This window comes from Microvirga sp. Mcv34, from assembly GCF_024519725.1.
Classification (GTDB): domain Bacteria; phylum Pseudomonadota; class Alphaproteobacteria; order Rhizobiales; family Beijerinckiaceae; genus Microvirga.
Map to the genome: position 1 here is coordinate 50,585 of NZ_JALJRK010000012.1, position 17,800 is coordinate 68,384.

Below are 17,800 nucleotides of genomic sequence, written 5' to 3' on the forward strand. Positions count from 1 at the left end.
GTCAGGCTCCAGGAACAAGAGATGTGGGCAGGAAGGGGCGCAGAAGGCGCTCGGTATCGAGAAGAGAAAGCGTTTCGTCCTGCCCGTCAGGGCCAGATCGAAGTTTGCCGTAGCCGTTCACCGCGTCGTTGCGGAAACCGGTCGCGTCGTCGCCCGCCAGGGGAAGAACATCCTCGACCGCATAGGCCCGCTCGACCCGCAGCGCCACCTGCGGCTGCTCGCGCCGCAGCAGGACGAAGTGCTGGCTCTCGTGCTCCGTGGAGGACGGCTCAAGTCCCAGGGCAAGGGCGAGATCGACCACGCTGACCAGGCGCCCGCCCCGGCCGAACAGGCCGATCAGGGCTGGCGGTCCGTCGGGAACGGGCATGCATTTCTGGGGCGGCATCACCTCGGCGACCGCATCGACCGGAAGGCCGAAACGCTCGCGGCCCGTGCCGCAAACCAGGGCGCGAAGCAGGGTTTCCGCCGGAGCCGCGGTTCCGTCCTTGCGCGCCGCGAGGCGTTCCGTGCGCTCGTCGAGGATGTGCTGCATGCGCTCCTCGGCGGAGCGGACGCGGACACGTTCCATCAGTTTCAGCTTCCGGCGCGCGGATCTCGCCACGATCAGCTCCTGCGCTTGGGCGGTGTCGCCGCTTCGAGGTGGATCCGGATCAGGTTGCGCAGATCCCCGGCGGTCAATCCGTCGCCCTCGTCGAGAGGATTGTCGTCGGGCATGGCAGCGGCGATGCGGGCCGCATTGGTCAGGGCACGCCGGCCGGGAGCCGAACGACCCTCCGCGAGCAACAGCAATCCAAGATGGTAATGAGCCATGGCGAAGCTTTTATCGAGATAGATGCTCTTAAGGAAGCTTTTCTCGGCATCGTCCGGCCGTCTGAGCCCCTGCAGGATAAGGCCATGGTAAAAATGAAGGGCGGCGCTCAGGGGCTCCAAGGCCAGAGCCTTTCGGCAGAGAGCGTCGGCGGCCGCGAAACCGCCCGTATCGGCGCTCGCCCTGACCTCGTCCAGCAGGGAACCCGATGTCTGGGGAGGAAGAGTGACTTGCGCCCGGGACGGAAACGTCGTGGGCGGAGCGGCGGGGCGCTGCGGCTTGACCGGCTCGACGCGCCTGGGCGGCGGAAGAAGCGGGACCCAATGCCCCGCGACAGGGCCAGCTTGTTCGACGGAAGACGCTGCTGACGTCGTCCCCTCGCCGGGGCGATAGGCCACGGTCCCTGGCAGGTTCAGGGTCTGCATCATGGCGGAAAAGGCAGGGTTGGGCTCCGCATGGCCCAGCAGCATCCACCCATCCTCCGTGAGACGGTCGCGCAGAGCCTCGACGATCCCGATCACGGTGTCCGGATGGAAATAGATCAGGACGTTGCGGCAGAGGATGAGGTCGAAATCGGTGAGCTCGAGGGGGGACGTTCCGTCGAGCAGACTCAGGAGATTGTGCTTCTCGAAACGGACCAGGGAGCGGAATTCAGGCCTGACCTGCCAATGGTCCTTTCCCGCTTCCAGGAAATACCGCTCCCGTTCCGCAGCCGGCATGGAGCGGAGGGCCCATTTCCCGAACCGCGCCTGCCTGGCGAGGTGAAGGAAGCTGTCGTTGATGTCGGTGCCGACGATGCTGACACGCCATGTGCCGAGGCGCTCGCCGAGGATCTCCTTGACGAGGATCGCGAGGGAATAGGGCTCCGCGCCGGTCGAGCATCCTGCGCTCCAGATGCGCAGCCGCTGCGTGCCGCCCTTCCGGTCGATGATCTCCGGCAGGATCGTCTCGCGCAGGGCCGAAAACTGCTCCGCGTAACGGAAGAAGAATGTCTCGCCGATGGTGATCTCTGCTTCCAGCTTGCCCCATTCCGCCGGCCCCGAGATCGCATCGTCCAGGAGGTTCAGGTATTGCGTGGAATCGGCGAGGCCCGTGGCGCGCAGGCGCTTGCGCACCCGCTCCCAGAGCAGGTCGTCCTTGTCCTGATAATAGAAATGCCCGGTGCGCTCGATGATGCGGCTTTTCAGGTGCGGAAAACCGGGATCGATCAGCGGGACGGCGATGGCGCGTGGGGCCATCAGGCCTCGACCGTCCATTCGCTGAGCCGATCTTGCGCCTGCCGTCCGAGTTCCGCGAGAGCCTGCTGTTCCTCGGCCATGAGAATGCGTTCGACGGAGAGCAGGTGGACGAGCCGCTCGTCCCATGTGACCTCCGCCTCGACGCAGCCGTTCAGGGTGCCTTCCTGGCTGACGGGGGACAGCTGCGACGGAGCCACGCTCACGACATCGAGAACCCTGTCGACGAGGAGCGCCGTCGTCCCAGGGCCGTTGAAACGATCGACAAGGATCAGATGCCGATAGAGGTTCGCCTCGGCGCCATCGTCCGTCCTTCGAAGGCCGAACAGCACATCGAGCCGAAGCACCGGAACCGCATGGCCGCCCAGGTTGAAGAAGCCCGCGACCGGGCGCGGCAGGGCCGGGGGGCGCCACAGATGGGGCAGGGGCAGAAATTCGCGCGCGGCGCTTCTGTGCAGGGCACAGGGGGTGCCGCACACGTCGAACACTATGATCTGCAAACTGGCCATGGATTCGGATCGAGGGAGGAAACCGGGTTTGGGCACAAGCCCATTCGGCCATTAGATAGGTGCGCGGCGGGCTCTGGCAACCGGCTTGGGCGCCGCTGGCTAATACCGCATCTGGCCTGTGACTTCCGCGATAGCGTTCAATCCGGCGGCGGCTTCCTCGGAATACCCGGTCTGCTGCACGGCACGGAAAACCTTCGCGGCATCGTCGTAACGGCCGAGCTTGAGATAGGACCAGCCGCGAATGAGCAGGAGGTCGTTCTGCTCCGGGACGATCCGGGCGCGCTCGGTCAGGGCGAGAAGGGTTTCCACGTAGCGCCCGTCCCGATAGGCCGCCAGGGCCCGCTGCGTCAGGATGGAGGCGCCGAGTTCCACCCGGCGCTCGCGGGTCTGCGGCGCCTCGGCGGCCGCGACGGCCGCCTCGGAGGTCATGTTCTTGCGCAGGTAGGCGAGGGACTTGCCGTAGGCCGCTTCCTCGCGGGTGCGGCCGCTGCCGGTGGCGATGGCCTGATCGAAGGCCGCCACGGCTTCCATGGGGCGGTTGATCTCCATGAGGCACCAGCCCCGGGTGAGGGCGCTGTCGCCGGTCAGGCCGGCGGGATTGCGCGTGATGGCGCAGCTGCGCCCGAGGGTGGACCGGGCCTGGCTCTGCCGGCGCCGCACATTGGCTTCCGTCCGAGTGAACGTCTGCTCGGTCTCGACCCGCTCTACCGTCACCCGAGAGGAGGCCGGGCGGGGCTGTACCGGTGGGGGAGTGCTCTCGGCGGGCTGAGCCGCCGGAACCTGCGCGACGACGGCGGGCGCGGCGACAGGCTGCCGCCGGGCGGCCGGGTTCGTTCCATCGGCCAGCTCGGCGATGCGCTGCGAGCGGCCGCGCCATTGAGCGACCACCGCGTTGAAGCCGGCACGGTCGTTCAGGCGCTGGGTCGTCAGGGCCAGCCCATAGGCGGAGGCTTCGTCATCGGCCTTCCAGCCGAGGGCCGTGCGGAACCAATCGCGCGCCGTGCGGATCTGCTCCGTGTTGTAGGAGTACCAGCCGAGGGCCTGGGCCGCGTCCGAGAAGCGCTGCGCGGTGACGACCGGGACGATCCGGGCCAGGACCTGCGGCTCAAGGCGCGGCGGCGGGTCCTGGCTGAGGAGCGCGGTCGCCACGTCGAGATAGATCTTCATATTCTCGGGGGCCCGCTCACGCCATTCATAGGCGAAGGCTTCCGCATCGGCGAGCCGCTCGAGGGCGCGCAGCGCCATGGCATAGCCTTCCGCCGCCTTCGTTCCGCCGTCCCGGTCGAGGGCGGTCTTGAACAATTCGAGCGCCCGCGCCGGGTTGCCGTGGTGATAGTTGTACCAGCCGAGGATCAGCACGGGGCCGGCTTCATTGGTGTTCTGGATCATCCGCTCGACCACGGCGAGATCCTCGGCCGAGGCCGTGAGCTTGCTGTCGAGGGAGGCGCGCTCGACCCGGCGACGGGCGAGTTCGTCCCGGATGGACGTGAAATCGTCCGGGGTTTCGCCGGTCTTGCGTTCGAACTGGAGCAGGGCGGTCACCTGCGGCTCGGGCAGCAGGGTCAGGGCCTTCTGCAGGGTCGCCAGGCGTTCGCCCGGATTGGCGCAATTCTGCAGGAGATAGGTATAGACGTCGCGCGTCCGGTTCGGCTGATCCGTCCGGGCGAAGGCCTCCGCCACCCGCCACATCACGTCGACATTCGTGCAGGTCAGAAGGCCCGGGCTTTCCGTCGCCACCTGCAGGACCGTCCGCCACTGGCCCGTATCGGACGCATTGGTCAGCCGGCGGCGCGCTTCGACCATGTCGAGGGCCGTGACGAGCTCCTCCGGCGGCTTCCAGCTCGGATCGGCGGTCTGGCGCTCGGTGATGGTGGCCCGGACCTCGGCGATCCGGTCTTCACGATAGAGATTCCACAGGCGCTCGATGAGCGGGTCGGGGGCCGCGCCCCCGGCGGCGCCGGAGAGCTGCGAGAGGTCGCTCGGCGGCGTCCAGTTGGGATAGAGCGCACGCAACCGTGCGATTTCCGCATTCACACGGCGCGTGTCGCCCTGGGACGCGAAATAGCGCAGCGCGGATTCATCGACCTGAGGCTGGGATCCGTTCGCAGGCGGCGTCGGGGGCGGCGGCGATCCGGCGGGCGGCTGATCAGTGCCGGTGCCTGTCTGCTGCGCGATGGCTGCGAAGCCCAGGATTGCGACCGCAATCGTTATGGCACTGCCGACGAGACGCATTGCGGATATTTCTCACCAAGCAGGGATTTGGCCAAAAGGTACAGGGTCGACGGATAATAGAGGGTCGGCTCGAAGGTTTTCAAAGCTTCGGGAACGGGCGTTCCGTCGAGAGCACAGGCCAGAGCCGCGGGCAGGATGGCGTAGCCCTGGTCGGTCAGCCGCTCCCGGACCTGTCCGGTCACCACATTGACCACGGCAACTCCTTCGTTTTCCGCAGACCAGCGCTGCCTGAGAGCTCTCAGCCACTCCAAATCAGTCATCCCTGCTCTCAACAGGTAAAGCGGTATCCTTAACGAGTTGTAACCAAACTCGGGAGGAAAGCCATCCGCCGGTTGCGGCTGGAGACCGTTGTGGAGCGAGATCCAGTCGGCCGGGAGCCTGACGCGGCCCGCTACCGTCTGCTGCAGCAGCATCACGCCGTCGCGCCAGACCCGGTTCCATTCGTACTCGGGCGCCAGGGCGGCCATCACAGGGAAGGCCTCGAAGACCCAGTAGGACAGGTTGACGACCGGGCCGTCGGGGCGGTCGGACGCGCCGAAGCCGTGGGCGCCCGGCAGGAGGGTCAAGGATTGCCCGTTACGGGCAAACGTGGTCTTGCCGATGGCCTTCGCGAGTTTCTGCGCGGCCGTCGTGTAGCGGGGCTCCTGCCAGGCCGCGCCGGCCTTGGCCAGGGCGTAGGCGATGAGCAGGTCGCCGTCGGTGGCATTGTTGCGGTCCGTCACCCGCGGCTTCGCGGCCGGATCCCATTTCCACGCAGCCAGACCGTCGTCCCGGATGAGAAGCTCGGTGAAGGTGAAGTTCCAGATCTTCTCGAAGGTGCTCCTGTCGGCGGCCGCCAGGGCGAGCAGAAGCCCGTATCCCTGACCTTCGCTGTGGCTGATATTGCCGTTGGCCGTATCGACCACGCGCCCGTTGTCCTCCACGAGGCGCGAGCGGTAGGCCTCCCAATCCGCCTGGGAGATCGTACCAACCAGGTTCAAAGGCTGCACTGACAGGGTCTGGGAGGATGCCATTGGCGCCATGGCAAGGAAAAAGGTGGCACAGAGCCAGGGCAGGAGCGGGGTGAGACGGCGCATCCTCATTCTCATGAGCGGCGTCCCAGGCGGTTCAGGAGCAGCGAGGTCGCGATGCCCAGGAAGGTACAGCACGCCAGCAAGAGGAGCGCATAGGGAAGGATGTTCGCGGACATCCAGTTCGCCGCAACCAGGCGCAGGTTCGTCAGGGACGGGGGCTGCGTCTGCACGAAGCGGTATTCCTTGATGGGCTCGATCTGCAGCTTCATCTCGCTGGGATCGAGCGCCACCGCCCGGCCGGCAACCTGGGACCAGATCATCGGATTCGCCAGCCGAGCCGTCTCGTCCGCGAGGGCCCTGTCCGTGCGAGCCGTTACAAGGGTCCAGACCCCGGAGGCGTCGGTGCGGCTCTGCGCCACCAGCAGGGACGCCCGCTGCGGCGGCTCATAGGGCGCGTCGGCGCGCTCGTTCAGCGACAGGGATTTGAGAGACAGGTTGAACGTCTTCTCCATCCAGTCCTGCACCGTGCCGATCGTCTGCTGAAGAACGCCACGGCGTTGGAACGTCTCCGACCAGCGCTTGCGGACCTCGTCCGTGGAGGCGGCCGCCATGCGGTCCGGTGACCCTTGCGGTGCCGGGAGGCTGAAATCCGTGTTGGCCGTTTGTGGTCCCGCCCTGTCGCCTGCGGTCGGTGTCGAAGGCCAGATCATGCGCAGATGCTCCGACACCTTCACGCGGTTGAGGAGACCGGCGGGAATCTGATCGACGGCGCCGATGAAAAGCACCGATTCGTCGTCCGCCGATGCGGCATTGGCGAATTGCGCCCGCACCGGCGTGCCGGCGCTGCGCGCCATGCGGGCGAGCAGGGTTCCGGCTGCGGAATAGTTCAGGGGATCGGGCCGGGCCAGAACCACGGTCGTGGGGAGATCCTCGTCCGGGAAGCGGCCCGAACTCAGGACCGCGAGGTCCGGCAGGCGCCCGATGCGTCCATAGGTCGGAAACTCGAGCGTGGTGGTGTCGAACAGGACGAAGCGGTTCGTCTCGGAAAGAGTCTCGCCCGGGGTGCAGCGCTCGTCGGCGTCCGTCAGCAGCGCGGCCTCGATGGTGATGTGGTTGAGCCCGGACTTGAAGTTCTTGAGCGGCACGCGGACGTTGTATCGCTTGACGATGTCTCCCTGCGAGGTGATCGTCATTTGCGTGCTGATCATGCCGTTGACGAACACGTTCACGTGGCTGCCCGGCCTCACGGCGGACGTGTAGGCCGCATCGAGATGCAGGATGGTCTCGCCATATTCGGTGGCGTAGAAATCCGGCGGCAGGTTGATGGAAAAGCCCACCTTCAGCCGCCGCCCGGAGAATTCCTGCGTCGGGACGCCGAGATCGGCGAAGCGGAAGTTCTGGGCGCCGAAGGCGGTCGGCACTTCCGGCCATTGCCATGAGGCGGTGTCGATCATGCCCCGCTCGGACTGGGCGCCTCCCAGCCCACGGGTTCCGACGATGCCGATGGCAGTATCGAGGTCCTGCCAGCTCGGACCGGAGACCACCAGGGTCGAGCCCAGGGAGCCCGGCTCCTGCATCATCATGGTCAGAGGCTGGATTGACGCGGCGTCCGGAACGCCGGCGACCAGTCCGCGCAACTCGCTGGCCAAGCCCATGGCCACCTTGATCGTGCCGACCGGTGACGGGCCTGGATCGGCTTCCACCACCTGAATGACCGGATGGGCATAGCGCCCGCGCAGGGCGACGAACTGCACCAGACGCAGCAGGCGGTCGCGAATTTCGGGACGATAGATCTTGGGGGCGACCACGCGGATCGTGGTCACGCCTTCATGATCGACACCGACGGCGGGCAGGTCGTCCAGGCCGCGCAGGGTCTTGGTGGCGCCCTCGGCGAAGACGAGCTTCGTGGAGGCCGAGTCGACGTCGGTCCAAAGCTCGTAGGTGGCCTCGATCGTGCAGTCCGTCCGGTGGCGCTGGAAGGCCTCCACGCGGACGATATTCTGCCCCGCACGCAGGAGGCCGGGGCGGATCGATGCCGTCAGGCGCTTGATGTCCGTTGACGAGGAAATCGGCGTGTCGACCACGGATTCTCCGTTGATCGCGATCCGCAGGCGCGAGCCTTCCGGCATGACCACGACGGCGTTCTTGTAGCCGATGGCGATGCTGGCGCCACTCGAGGCTTCGTCCTGGGTGAGGTGGACCGTCCAGGACCGGGCATCGGTCTCGCCCTCGAGGCGGAGCGTCTCGAAGGGCAGGATGGGACGTTCGATCCGCGTCGCGTTGCGGGCCGCCGAGGCTCCAGCCGCAGGCGGCGCGGCCGGTCTGGCGGGGGCAGGAGTGCCGGCCTGGGCCGGAGGGGTCGGACTCTGGGGCGCAGCGTTGAAAGGCGCTGTCCCGCCGGAGGGAGGCACGGACGGGGAGGGAGCGGCCGGCGGTGCCGTGGACGGACCGGACGGCGCGGCGCCTTGCTGGCGCATCTCGAAGGGAGCCGCAGCCGGAGCCTGTTGCGCCGGTTGCTGCTGCGGTGCGGGCTGGGTGGCCGGGGGCGTGCTCGGCGCGCCCGGCGACATGCTGAAGGGCGTCTGCGCGACGGCGCCCTGCGCGCCCAGCGCCTGTATGGCCAGCAGAGAGGAGATCAGGACCCGACGCACGATGAACCTCTATTTGGCAGCCGAAGGGACGGCCGGTACCTGAGGCTTCGAGGCGCCGATCTTCTGCAGGCCGAAGAAATAGGAGAGGCCTCGTCCCGTCTGGTAGAACGCGACCATGAAGAACCACAGCGTTCCCCGGAGCACTCCGATGTCGTGGTGCCGGTTCTTCTGGAACTGGCTCCACTGGTCGGCATTCGCGAAGACCAGATCGGCGATCATCCGGCGATGCTCGGGCTTCTCGATGAGGAAACGGCAGCCGAGCAGCAGCCCCTTGTCGTCCATCCCGACCTTGCGGATCTCCATGGGCAGGTGCTGGACGGGAAGGTTGGAGAAGGGCTGGAATTCGAGGGTGCCGGCGGTTCCCTTCTTCAGCTTCGGTTCGGCCGACGGCGGAACGTGGACCCTTGCGCCTCCGACCGAGACGTCCCTCACGACCGCGTCGATGGTCTCGTCGCCCATGATGAAGCGGCAGGGACGCTCCACGCGGACGCGATGGCTATGGCGCCGGGTGGCCCGCTCGGAGACCACGCCCAGGGCGCAGCCGGCGATGATGAGGTTGAGGACGTTCCAGGCGCCCGTCACAAGGGTGAGGTCCGCCTTATAGGGCTCCGCCCAGACACGGAGGCCGGTGGCGATGACGCCGAGGATCAGGATGCCGAAGATGATGAAGTACGGCGTTCCCAATTCCGAGACGCGGCTCTCCGCCATGGATTCGTTCTTCGCCGTGACCTTGAAGGTGGGCTTGCTGGGATTGGCGATCACCGACAGCACGGCCGGCAGCAGGTAGATCGTCTGGATGTACTCGTAGAGATCCGAGATCCACGGCCAGCGATAGCGGCCGTAGAGATAGTTCTGCATCATGAAGTTCACCATCATGTAGGTGAACGTGTAGGCGAGGAACTCGCCGCCCGACGCGGTGAAGATCTCGAGCGAGAAGAAGAGATAACAGAGCGGCGAAATGAGGAAGCAGAACCGCGAGAACGGGAACAGCCAGAACATGCTGCTCGACATGTAGCACAGGCGCTGCGAGATCTTCAGCCCGCGCTTGAGAGGCGGAAACTTGTAGCGCAGGATCTGCATCATGCCCTGCGCCCACCGGGAGCGCTGGCCGATGAAGCTCGCGAAGCTGTCCGGCTGAAGGCCGGCGATCAGCGGCTTGTCCACGTAGACGCTCGTCCAGCCGCGGGAATGGAGCTCGAGGGCGGTCTCGCAATCCTCGGTGATGCTGACGCCGCTGAATCCGTTGGTTTCCTGAAGGGCCTCGCGCCGGAGCACGGCGGCCGAGCCGCAGAAGAACGCCGCGTCCCATTTGTCGAGACCGCGCTGGATGACGCCGTAGAACATCTCGTTCTCGGACGGCATGGTCTGGAATGTGCCGAGATTGCGCTCCAGCGGATCGGGATTGATGAAGAAGTGCGGAGTCTGGACCAGGAACAGGTTCTTGTCCTTGGTGAAATAACCGACCGTCTCCATGAGGAAGCTGCGCGCGGGGGCGTGGTCCGCATCGAACACGGCCACCAGGTCGCCGGTCGAGTTCTCGAGTCCGTTGTTGAGGTTGCCGGCCTTGGCGTGCAGGTTGCGCGCGCGGGTCAGGTACTTCACGTCCATGACGTCGCAGAGCGCCTGGAGTTCGGCGCGGCGCTCACGGGCTTCCTGGGCAGTCTTGGCGTTGCTCGAATTGCACTTCTCGTCCGTGCCGCCGTCGTCCAGCAGCCAGACCGTGACCTTGTCCTCGGGATAGGTCATGGCCTTCGCGGCCGCCAGGGTCGTCGCCAGGAGGTCGGCGCCTTCGTTGTAGCTCGGCACGAACACGTCGACGGTCGGCAGGTTCTCGGGGTCGATCTGCGGCGCCTTGCGGGATTTCAGGGGGCTCGACACCACGAAGAGGCTCAGGAACAGCATCATGACGCTGTACATCTCGGCCAGATAAAGCAGGAAGCCCGGGATGAAGCTCGTGATCTCGGTAATCGGCGGGATCGTGCTGGTGGTGCGCCAGAAGACATAGCGCAGGACGATGGCGGTGCCGAGAGCCAGCGCGATCAGCCGCCAGATGCCCTGGGCCCGGAAGAACTTCAGGATGATCATGCAGGCCACGACCGTGAGGCCCGCGACGAGGTGTGCCTGGATGCTGATTGGAAGAGCAACGATCGAGATGATCAATACCGCCGCCACGGCCCAAAAGGCCACGATAAGACCTGCTCGCATCGTTTGGATTCTCGGCTCAAGGATTGAGTGGGAGATTGCACACTTAGTTTAAGACTAAAGACGGGTCTATTAATATCTCTATAGTGACAGTTAGGCCTAATGTCACAGCAGTAAACGGAATATTACTCTGTGTAACTTAGTTTCAATAAGGGCATGACGTTACTGAACGGGGGGCGGCGGCACGATGGGGTAGCCGCTCGGTACGGCGGGTTCCGGCGGCGCGGCAGGAGACTGTATGGCAGGGGCGATCGTATCCTTGTCGATCGTGCGGCGGGGCGCCCGAACGGACGTCGTGACCTGTCGCGTGCTCTCGATATTATTTCGCCGGCGGGCAACCGTGGCCCGTCCTTCGCTGTCCCCAAGGCCCAGCGGATACATCGGGGCGTCCTTCTCTCCGAGATGCTGGGGCGGCGAGGGCGGATCCCCGTATGGGTTCCAGGATTCCTGACGGTAATAGGCCGCGATGGTGTAGCCGTAGAAGACGCGCAGCAGCTGATCCACGCTGGCGTCCGCATCGCAGAGGCGCAGGCGAACGGAAATCGCTCCGCCCGGCACGAAGATGGCGGGTTCGCCTGGTTCGATCTGCTGCCAGGCATAGAGGCACAGGTCGCCCGTGGAGGAGCGCCCGGTGGCGAAGCCGAAGGGGCCGAAGCGGTTCTGCACGTAGACCAGCGAGGTCTCCATCTCGACACCCGGCATCCGCTCTTCCATCTCGCGCTGGAGCCGGTCCGGGGTCATGGAGGGCAGCGTCAGGGAATTCGGGACTTCCATGTTGCCCGCCGTGTTGTTGAGCAGGCTCACGTAGAAGGCATTTTGCCCCGTGGTGAGGGAAGCCGTCGAGAGGGCGATCTCCTGCGAAAGGCCGTCCTGGTATTGCTGCTGCAGCACGGCCACCACGGACGGACCGCCCGGCGGGGGAACGACGATCGCCCGCGCGGCCGGAACTTCGGACATGAGGCTCGCGAAGCCCAGGTCCGAGCGTCCTGCACAGGCGGACACGGTCATCAGGACGATGCCGGCCGCAAGACAGCTCAGCGCTTTGCGTGCGACGGCCCGAGCCGGACGGAAGGTTTCCGGGCGCCGAGCGGAATGGGCCATGCTGAGACACGTCTGATTCGGTGGCATCGAGGCGGTCATGAAGAACTTTGATATCTCTGGAACTGGCCAGGCGGCCGCATGGGCTGCCGTGAAGGAGGGACGGGGCTTAGCGGATCGGCCCATCCGGCTGGATGGTTAATCAGCTATGACCATTCATGGTTAACGAAACGTAAGTATTATAGCCAGGGCGGACTATAATCCAATGACGGACGGCAGCCGTCTTGAACCGCTGCACCGGAGGGCCTACAAGCGGCGCATATCCTGCGGTGCTCCTGAGTTTAGGTGAGCCGGGGCCATTTTCTGTCCAGATTGTTTGACCTGTCCTGTCGATGGACAGGCCGTTTTCTCAATCCCGGCTCGTCGGCCGGGGCTACGAAAGCCGTTCTCCATGAAGTCCGCCTTTTTGCGCAACGCGCTCGTCCTCGGCATGCTCTCGGCTGTCGGGCCCTTCGCCATCGATATGTACCTGCCGTCGTTCCCGGCCATCGCCCGCGAGTTCCAGGTGGATGTCAGCGCCGTGCAGATGAGCCTGATGAGCTTCTTCCTGGCCGTTGCGGTCTGCCAGATCGTCTACGGGCCGCTCTCGGACCGGTTCGGCCGCAAGCCGCCGCTCTATTTCGGCCTCGGCCTTTTCGTCCTGGCCGGCATCGGCTGCAGCTTCGCGCCCAATGTGGAGACCCTCATCGCCTTCCGCTTCCTCCAGGGCGTGGGGTCCTGTGCGGCCATGGTCATTCCCCGGGCCATCATCCGGGACCTGCATACCGGCCATGAGGCGGCCCGGCTGATGGCCACGACGATGCTGGTCTTCAGCGTCTCTCCCATCCTGGCGCCGCTCGCCGGCAGCACCCTGACGGCCTTCTTCAGCTGGCGCGCGATCTTCTGGGCCATCGCCGTGATCGGCCTTGCCGGCCTCGCCGTCGTTCTCTTCCTGCTGCCGGAGACCCACAAGCCGAACGCGGAGCGTAAAGGCATCGGACATGCCTTCTCCACCTACCGGGGCCTCCTGAAGGACCGCCGATTCCTGGGCCTCGCCTTCATCGGCGGCTTCAGCCAGGCCAGCTTCTTTGCCTATCTGGCCGGATCGTCGGTCATCTTCATCGAGCATTACGGCCTCACGCCGTCCGCCTACAGCATGGTGTTCGCGTCGAACGCCATCGCGTTCATCGGCAGCGCTCAGTTCAACAGCTTCTTCATGCGCCGCTTCGGCGCCGAGCGGGTGGTGAGAACCGCGATCTCCTGCTTCGCCGCACTGGTGATCCTGCTGTTCGTGCTGACGATCCTGGGCGTCGACAATGTCTATGTTCTCTGGGGCCTGCTCTTCGTCTCCTTCGGCTGCCTCGGCTATGTCATCCCCTCGACGGCCGTTCTGGCGCTCGAGGAGCATGGGCCCGTGGCTGGGACCGCCTCGGCGCTCATGGGGACGCTCCAGCTCAGCACGGGCGCGGTGATCATCGTGCTCGTGAGCGCCTTCTACAACGGCACCCCGCTCTCGATGGTCAGTGCCATCGTGGTCTGCGGGATCGTCGCGTTCACCTTGAGCCGCCGCGTCATGAAGCCGAAGCGCGTCTATCCCTGACGGATCTCGCTCAGGATCCAGTCGCGGAAGGAGCGCAGGAGCGGCGTCTCCGCCTTGTGCTCCGGATAGACGAGATAATAGGCGCCGCCGCTGACGAGGCTCTGGGGAAACAGGATCTCGAGGCGGCGGGACGCCAGCTCGTCGGCGATGAGGAAGTGCGGGATGAGCGCGGCCCCGAGCCCCGCCGCGGCGGCCTGGGCCACCATGGCGAATTGCTCGAAGCGCGGGCCGCGCAGCGGATTGCCGACGCTCACGCCGACACTGGCGAACCACTCCGCCCAGGCCGTCGGGCGGGTGCTCTGCTGGAGCAGGGTGGCGCGGGTGAGATCCTGCGGCGTGCGCAAATTCTCCCGCTCCCGATAGGCCGGGCTGCAGACGGGCACGACCTCCTCATTCCGCAGCAATTCGCAAACCGCCCCCGGCCAATGAGGCTCGCCGAAATGGATGGCCGCATCGAACGGGTCGGTGTCAAAATCGAAGGGGACGAGGCGTACGCCGAAATTCACCGTCGCGCCGGGATGCCGGGTGAAGAAGTCTGGGATGCGCGGAATGAGCCAGCGGGTGCCGAAGGTCGGCAGGGTGGCGAGGTTCAGGACCCCGCTCGTGCCCGAGAGCGCAATGGCCTGATGGGTCGCGTCGGAGAGTTCGGACAGGGTGCTGCGGACCTGGGAGGCATACATGCGCCCCACATCGGTGAGCACGACCCGCTGGCGGGAGCGGCTGAACAGGGAAACTCCGAGGGATTCCTCCAGCTGCTGGATCTGGCGCGAGACCGCGCTCTGCGTCAGGTTCAGCTCCTCGGCGGCTCTCGACACGCTGCCATGGCGGGCTGTGGCCTCGAAGGCCAGGAGGTTGCCCACATTGGGCAGAAAGCCGCGACGAAACACGTTCATTCCATTTGAGAATAACCTGCTGCGAAGATGTCGATTTACATTTTCCCTGTCCAGCGCGATTTTGCCGCTCAAATTCAATGGCTTTGGTGAGCCTGCTAGGCTGACCGCAGATACTTTCGGGAAGGATGACCGACATGGCCGGTGCTCAGGAATATGCGAAGTTCAAATGGGATGACCCGTTCCTCCTCGACGATCTGCTCACCGACGACGAGCGCATGATCCGCGACACGGCCCGCGCCTACGCCCAGGACAAGCTCCTGCCGCGTGTGATCGAGGCCTATCGCGAGGAGAAGACCGACCGTGGCATCTTCAACGAGATGGGCGAGCTGGGCCTTCTCGGCGTGACCCTGCCGGAGGATTACGGCTGCGCGGGCGCCTCCTACGTCGCCTACGGCCTCGTGGCCCGCGAGGTCGAGCGGGTCGATTCCGGCTACCGCTCCATGATGAGCGTGCAATCCTCCCTGGTCATGTACCCGATCTACGCCTACGGCTCCGAGGAGCAGCGCCGGAAGTACCTGCCCAAGCTCGCCTCGGGCGAGTTCGTCGGCTGCTTCGGCCTGACCGAGCCGGATGCGGGCTCTGACCCGGCCGGCATGAAGACCCGCGCGGTGAAGACCGATGGCGGCTATCGCCTCATCGGCTCCAAGACGTGGATCTCAAACTCTCCCATCGCGGATGTGTTCGTGGTCTGGGCCAAGTCCGAGGCGCACGACAACCAGATCCGTGGCTTCGTGCTGGAGAAGGGCATGAAGGGCCTCTCAGCGCCGAAGATCGGCGGCAAGCTTTCGCTCCGCGCCTCGATCACCGGCGAGATCGTCATGGACAATGTCGAGGTGGGCGAGGATGCGCTGCTTCCCAACGTGTCCGGCCTGAAAGGGCCGTTCGGCTGCCTCAACCGGGCGCGCTACGGCATTTCCTGGGGCTCCCTGGGGGCCGCGGAGGATTGCTGGCACCGGGCGCGTCAGTACACGCTCGACCGCAAGCAGTTCGACCGGCCGCTCGCCGCGACCCAGCTCGTGCAGAAGAAGCTCGCCGACATGATGACCGAGATCACCCTCGGCCTTCATGCCTCCCTGCGCGTCGGCCGCCTCTTCGACGAAGGCCGCGTAGCGCCCGAGATGATCTCGCTGGTCAAGCGCAACAATTGCGGTAAGGCCCTCGAGATCGCCCGCCAAGCCCGCGATATGCATGGCGGCAATGGTATCCAGGAGGAATATCATGTCATGCGCCATGCGCAGAACCTGGAAACCGTGAATACCTACGAGGGAACGCACGACGTCCACGCCCTTATTCTGGGCCGGGCGCAGACGGGCCTGCAGGCGTTCTTCTGAGAGAGGACTGGTCGCTCATGTCACTTCGGATCACCTTGGCGGGATCGACCGGCTGGGTCGGTCGGGCCCTCGTGGCGGCGATCGCCGCCGCCGACGATCTCGTGCTCGCGGGGGCGGTCAGCCGCAGCGCCGCCGGCCAGGATGCTGGCGAGGCCGCGGGGTTGCCCCGACTGGGTGTTCCGGTCAGCGCCACCCTTGAAGAGGCGCTTGCCGCGCCGTCCGACGTAGTGATCGACTACACCAAGCCCGGAGCCGTGAAGGCCCATGCCGTTACGGCACTGACGCAGGGCCGACATGTGGTCATCGGCACGTCCGGTCTCTCGGCCGAGGATTACGCCGAACTCGACCGCTATGCGTTGGCGGCAGAGCGTGGGGTACTTGCGGCGGGGAACTTCTCAATCACGGCGACGCTTCTGCGCCGCTTCGCCTTGGAGGCAGCCCGTTACGTGCCGGACGTCGAGGTGATCGACTACGCGTCCGCCAAGAAGCCCGACACGCCTTCCGGCACGGCGCGGGAGCTGGCGGAGCTTCTCAGCGAGGTGCGCCAGCCCGCGACCTCGAAGGCGGTCGGCGAGCTGACGGGCGTGCAGGAGACCCGCGGCGGCGCCCTGGGGGCGAGGGAGCCGGTGCAGGTTCATTCCCTGCGCATGCCGTCCTTTGTCCTGTCCTGCGAGGCCGTGTTCGGCGCTGACAATGAGCGTCTGGTGATCCGCCACGATGCGGGTTCGTCGGCAGCTCCCTACGTGGCCGGGACGCTTCTGGCCGCCCGTCGTGTTTCGTCCTTCATCGGATTGAAGCGCGGCCTCGATGTCGTGATGGATTGACGCTCATGAAGCCCCTCGAAGGTCTTAAAGTCCTCGAACTCGCGCGCATCCTCGCGGGCCCTTGGGTGGGGCAGCTTCTCGCCGATCTCGGCGCCGACGTGGTGAAGGTGGAGCGGCCCGGCGCCGGGGACGACACCCGCGGCTGGGGACCGCCCTTCGTCGAGGGCGCCGAGGGCGAGCATCTTTCGGCCGCCTATTTCCACTCCTGCAATCGCGGCAAGCGCTCCATCGCGGTCGATTTCGAATCGCCCGAGGGGCAGGAGCTCGTGCGCAAGCTCGCTTCTCACGCGGATGTAGTGATCGAGAACTTCAAGGTCGGCGGCCTGAAGAAGTACGGGCTCGATTACGAGAGCCTCAAAGCCGTCAATCCGCGCCTCGTCTATTGCTCGATCACGGGATTCGGGCAGGATGGCCCCTATGCTTCCCGGGCCGGCTACGACTTCATGATCCAGGGCCTGGGCGGCATCATGGACCTGACGGGGGATCCCGACGGCGAGCCGCAGAAGATCGGCGTGGCCTATGTGGACATCTTCACCGGGGTCTATTCCGTGGTCGGCATCCTGGCAGCGCTGCGCAAGCGCGACATCACGGGCGAGGGGGCTCATCTCGACATGGCGCTTCTCGACGTGCAGACGAGCGTTCTGGCCAACCAGGCCATGAACTACCTGGCCTCGGGCAAATCGCCCCGGCGCATGGGCAACGCCCATCCCAACATCGTGCCCTATCAGGTGTTCCCGGTGGCCGACGGCCATGTGATCGTGGCGGTGGGCAATGACGGCCAGTTCGGCCGCTTCGTGTCCGTGCTCGGACAGCCCGAGCTGGCGCAGGACGAGCGCTTCCGGACCAATGCGGGCCGTGTCGGCCATCGCGCCGAGCTCGTGCCGGTGTTGACCGAACTGACGCTCCGGTTTGCCCGCGAGGATCTCCTGGCGGCCCTGGAAAAGCAAGGCGTCCCGGCCGGGCCCATCAATACGGTGGCCGACGTCTTCGACGACCCGCAGGTGATCGCCCGCGGCATGAGGATCGATCTACCCTCGGAAGCCGCTAAAGGCGGGGCCATCCCGTCCGTCCGCTCCCCCATCGTCATGGATGGTCAGGCCATGGCTGCCGGCCGGCCCTCGCCCCGCCTCGGCGAGCATACGGACGAGGTTCTGAGCGATCCATCCTGGATCGCCTGAGACGATCTCGAGGATGCGAACACGCCCGAAATGTTTGTTCCTGTTTTGGGCGGAGGATGACCGAAACTCATTCATCGAAGGTCTGACTTCAGAGACTGGCTCGTGGGTATCGCCGCCACCCATCCTACGGGTCTGAACTTCTTCACCTGGGATCTTCTCCAGACCTCATGCGATGATCTGGACGCTGTCACTCGCCGACCCGGCTTTGTTTTGCAAGTGATCTGACACAGCAGCCCCGTCCCCGTTC

13 protein-coding genes are annotated in these 17,800 nt (G+C 65.7%); 4 read left to right on the plus strand and 9 right to left on the minus strand.

What is annotated here, in order from left to right; genetic code table 11:
- Position 1 precedes the first annotated feature (1 nt).
- From OC446_RS09325 to bcsN, 8 genes are all read right to left on the minus strand, one after another.
- Positions 2 to 601 (minus strand): chemotaxis protein CheW, encoded by a 600-nt coding sequence (locus OC446_RS09325; RefSeq protein ID WP_262028757.1) that lies wholly within the window; start codon positions 599 to 601, stop codon positions 2 to 4.
- A 2-nt stretch (positions 602 to 603) separates the two neighbouring features.
- On the minus strand, positions 604 to 2,046 hold the full coding sequence (locus OC446_RS09330; RefSeq protein WP_262028758.1) for a CheR family methyltransferase: 1,443 nt from the start codon (positions 2,044 to 2,046) through the stop codon (positions 604 to 606).
- Entirely contained in the window at positions 2,046 to 2,552 is a 507-nt protein-coding gene (locus OC446_RS09335; RefSeq protein WP_262028759.1) for a chemotaxis protein CheW, read from the minus strand. Before OC446_RS09335 ends, OC446_RS09330 begins: the two co-directional genes overlap by 1 nt.
- A gap of 99 nt (positions 2,553 to 2,651) precedes the next feature.
- Positions 2,652 to 4,784 carry a tetratricopeptide repeat protein gene (locus OC446_RS09340; protein WP_262028760.1) on the minus strand — a complete coding sequence of 711 codons (2,133 nt, stop codon included), beginning with the start codon at positions 4,782 to 4,784 and terminating at the stop codon, positions 2,652 to 2,654.
- Positions 4,760 to 5,860 carry a glycosyl hydrolase family 8 gene (locus tag OC446_RS09345; RefSeq protein WP_262028761.1) on the minus strand — a complete coding sequence of 367 codons (1,101 nt, stop codon included), beginning with the start codon at positions 5,858 to 5,860 and terminating at the stop codon, positions 4,760 to 4,762. The genes OC446_RS09340 and OC446_RS09345 overlap by 25 nt, the downstream gene beginning before the upstream one ends.
- 8 nt (positions 5,861 to 5,868) lie before the next feature.
- Positions 5,869 to 8,448, minus strand: a complete 2,580-nt coding sequence (locus tag OC446_RS09350; RefSeq protein ID WP_262028762.1) for a cellulose biosynthesis cyclic di-GMP-binding regulatory protein BcsB — start codon at positions 8,446 to 8,448, stop codon at positions 5,869 to 5,871.
- 9 nt (positions 8,449 to 8,457) lie between these two features.
- Positions 8,458 to 10,653, minus strand: a complete 2,196-nt coding sequence (gene bcsA / locus OC446_RS09355; RefSeq protein ID WP_262028763.1) for a UDP-forming cellulose synthase catalytic subunit — start codon at positions 10,651 to 10,653, stop codon at positions 8,458 to 8,460.
- A 159-nt stretch (positions 10,654 to 10,812) separates the two neighbouring features.
- Positions 10,813 to 11,751: a cellulose biosynthesis protein BcsN gene (gene bcsN / locus OC446_RS09360; RefSeq protein WP_262028764.1), complete on the minus strand. Its 939-nt coding sequence runs from the start codon at positions 11,749 to 11,751 to the stop codon at positions 10,813 to 10,815.
- A 388-nt stretch (positions 11,752 to 12,139) separates the two neighbouring features.
- Here bcsN and OC446_RS09365 point away from each other — a divergent pair, with 388 nt between their 5' ends.
- Positions 12,140 to 13,327, plus strand: coding sequence for a multidrug effflux MFS transporter (locus OC446_RS09365; protein ID WP_262028765.1), 1,188 nt, complete (start codon positions 12,140 to 12,142; stop codon positions 13,325 to 13,327).
- Here the strand turns inward: OC446_RS09365 and OC446_RS09370 are convergent.
- Positions 13,318 to 14,220 (minus strand): LysR family transcriptional regulator, encoded by a 903-nt coding sequence (locus tag OC446_RS09370; RefSeq protein WP_262028766.1) that lies wholly within the window; start codon positions 14,218 to 14,220, stop codon positions 13,318 to 13,320. The genes OC446_RS09365 and OC446_RS09370 overlap by 10 nt on opposite strands.
- A 134-nt stretch (positions 14,221 to 14,354) precedes the next feature.
- Between OC446_RS09370 and OC446_RS09375 the strand changes: the two genes are divergently transcribed.
- Genes OC446_RS09375 through OC446_RS09385 form a run of 3 tightly spaced genes read left to right on the plus strand, consistent with a single transcriptional unit; the run spans position 14,355 to position 17,553 of the window.
- Entirely contained in the window at positions 14,355 to 15,551 is a 1,197-nt protein-coding gene (locus tag OC446_RS09375; protein WP_262028767.1) for an acyl-CoA dehydrogenase, read from the plus strand.
- A 17-nt stretch (positions 15,552 to 15,568) separates the two neighbouring features.
- On the plus strand, positions 15,569 to 16,375 hold the full coding sequence (gene dapB / locus OC446_RS09380; protein ID WP_262028768.1) for a 4-hydroxy-tetrahydrodipicolinate reductase: 807 nt from the start codon (positions 15,569 to 15,571) through the stop codon (positions 16,373 to 16,375).
- Positions 16,376 to 16,380: 5 nt separating this feature from the next.
- Entirely contained in the window at positions 16,381 to 17,553 is a 1,173-nt protein-coding gene (locus OC446_RS09385) for a CaiB/BaiF CoA transferase family protein (RefSeq protein WP_262028769.1), read from the plus strand.
- Positions 17,554 to 17,800: the final 247 nt, after the last annotated feature.

Coding starts and splice junctions, on each gene's coding strand:
- OC446_RS09330 (WP_262028758.1), bottom strand. CDS start 2,046: ATGGCCCCACGCGCCATCGCCGTCCCGCTGATCGATCCCGGTTTTCCG.
- OC446_RS09335 (WP_262028759.1), bottom strand. CDS start 2,552: ATGGCCAGTTTGCAGATCATAGTGTTCGACGTGTGCGGCACCCCCTGT.
- OC446_RS09340 (WP_262028760.1), bottom strand. CDS start 4,784: ATGCGTCTCGTCGGCAGTGCCATAACGATTGCGGTCGCAATCCTGGGC.
- OC446_RS09345 (WP_262028761.1), bottom strand. CDS start 5,860: ATGCGCCGTCTCACCCCGCTCCTGCCCTGGCTCTGTGCCACCTTTTTC.
- bcsA (WP_262028763.1), bottom strand. CDS start 10,653: ATGCGAGCAGGTCTTATCGTGGCCTTTTGGGCCGTGGCGGCGGTATTG.
- bcsN (WP_262028764.1), bottom strand. CDS start 11,751: ATGGCCCATTCCGCTCGGCGCCCGGAAACCTTCCGTCCGGCTCGGGCC.
- OC446_RS09365 (WP_262028765.1), top strand. CDS start 12,140: ATGAAGTCCGCCTTTTTGCGCAACGCGCTCGTCCTCGGCATGCTCTCG.
- OC446_RS09370 (WP_262028766.1), bottom strand. CDS start 14,220: ATGAACGTGTTTCGTCGCGGCTTTCTGCCCAATGTGGGCAACCTCCTG.
- OC446_RS09375 (WP_262028767.1), top strand. CDS start 14,355: ATGGCCGGTGCTCAGGAATATGCGAAGTTCAAATGGGATGACCCGTTC.
- dapB (WP_262028768.1), top strand. CDS start 15,569: ATGTCACTTCGGATCACCTTGGCGGGATCGACCGGCTGGGTCGGTCGG.
- OC446_RS09385 (WP_262028769.1), top strand. CDS start 16,381: ATGAAGCCCCTCGAAGGTCTTAAAGTCCTCGAACTCGCGCGCATCCTC.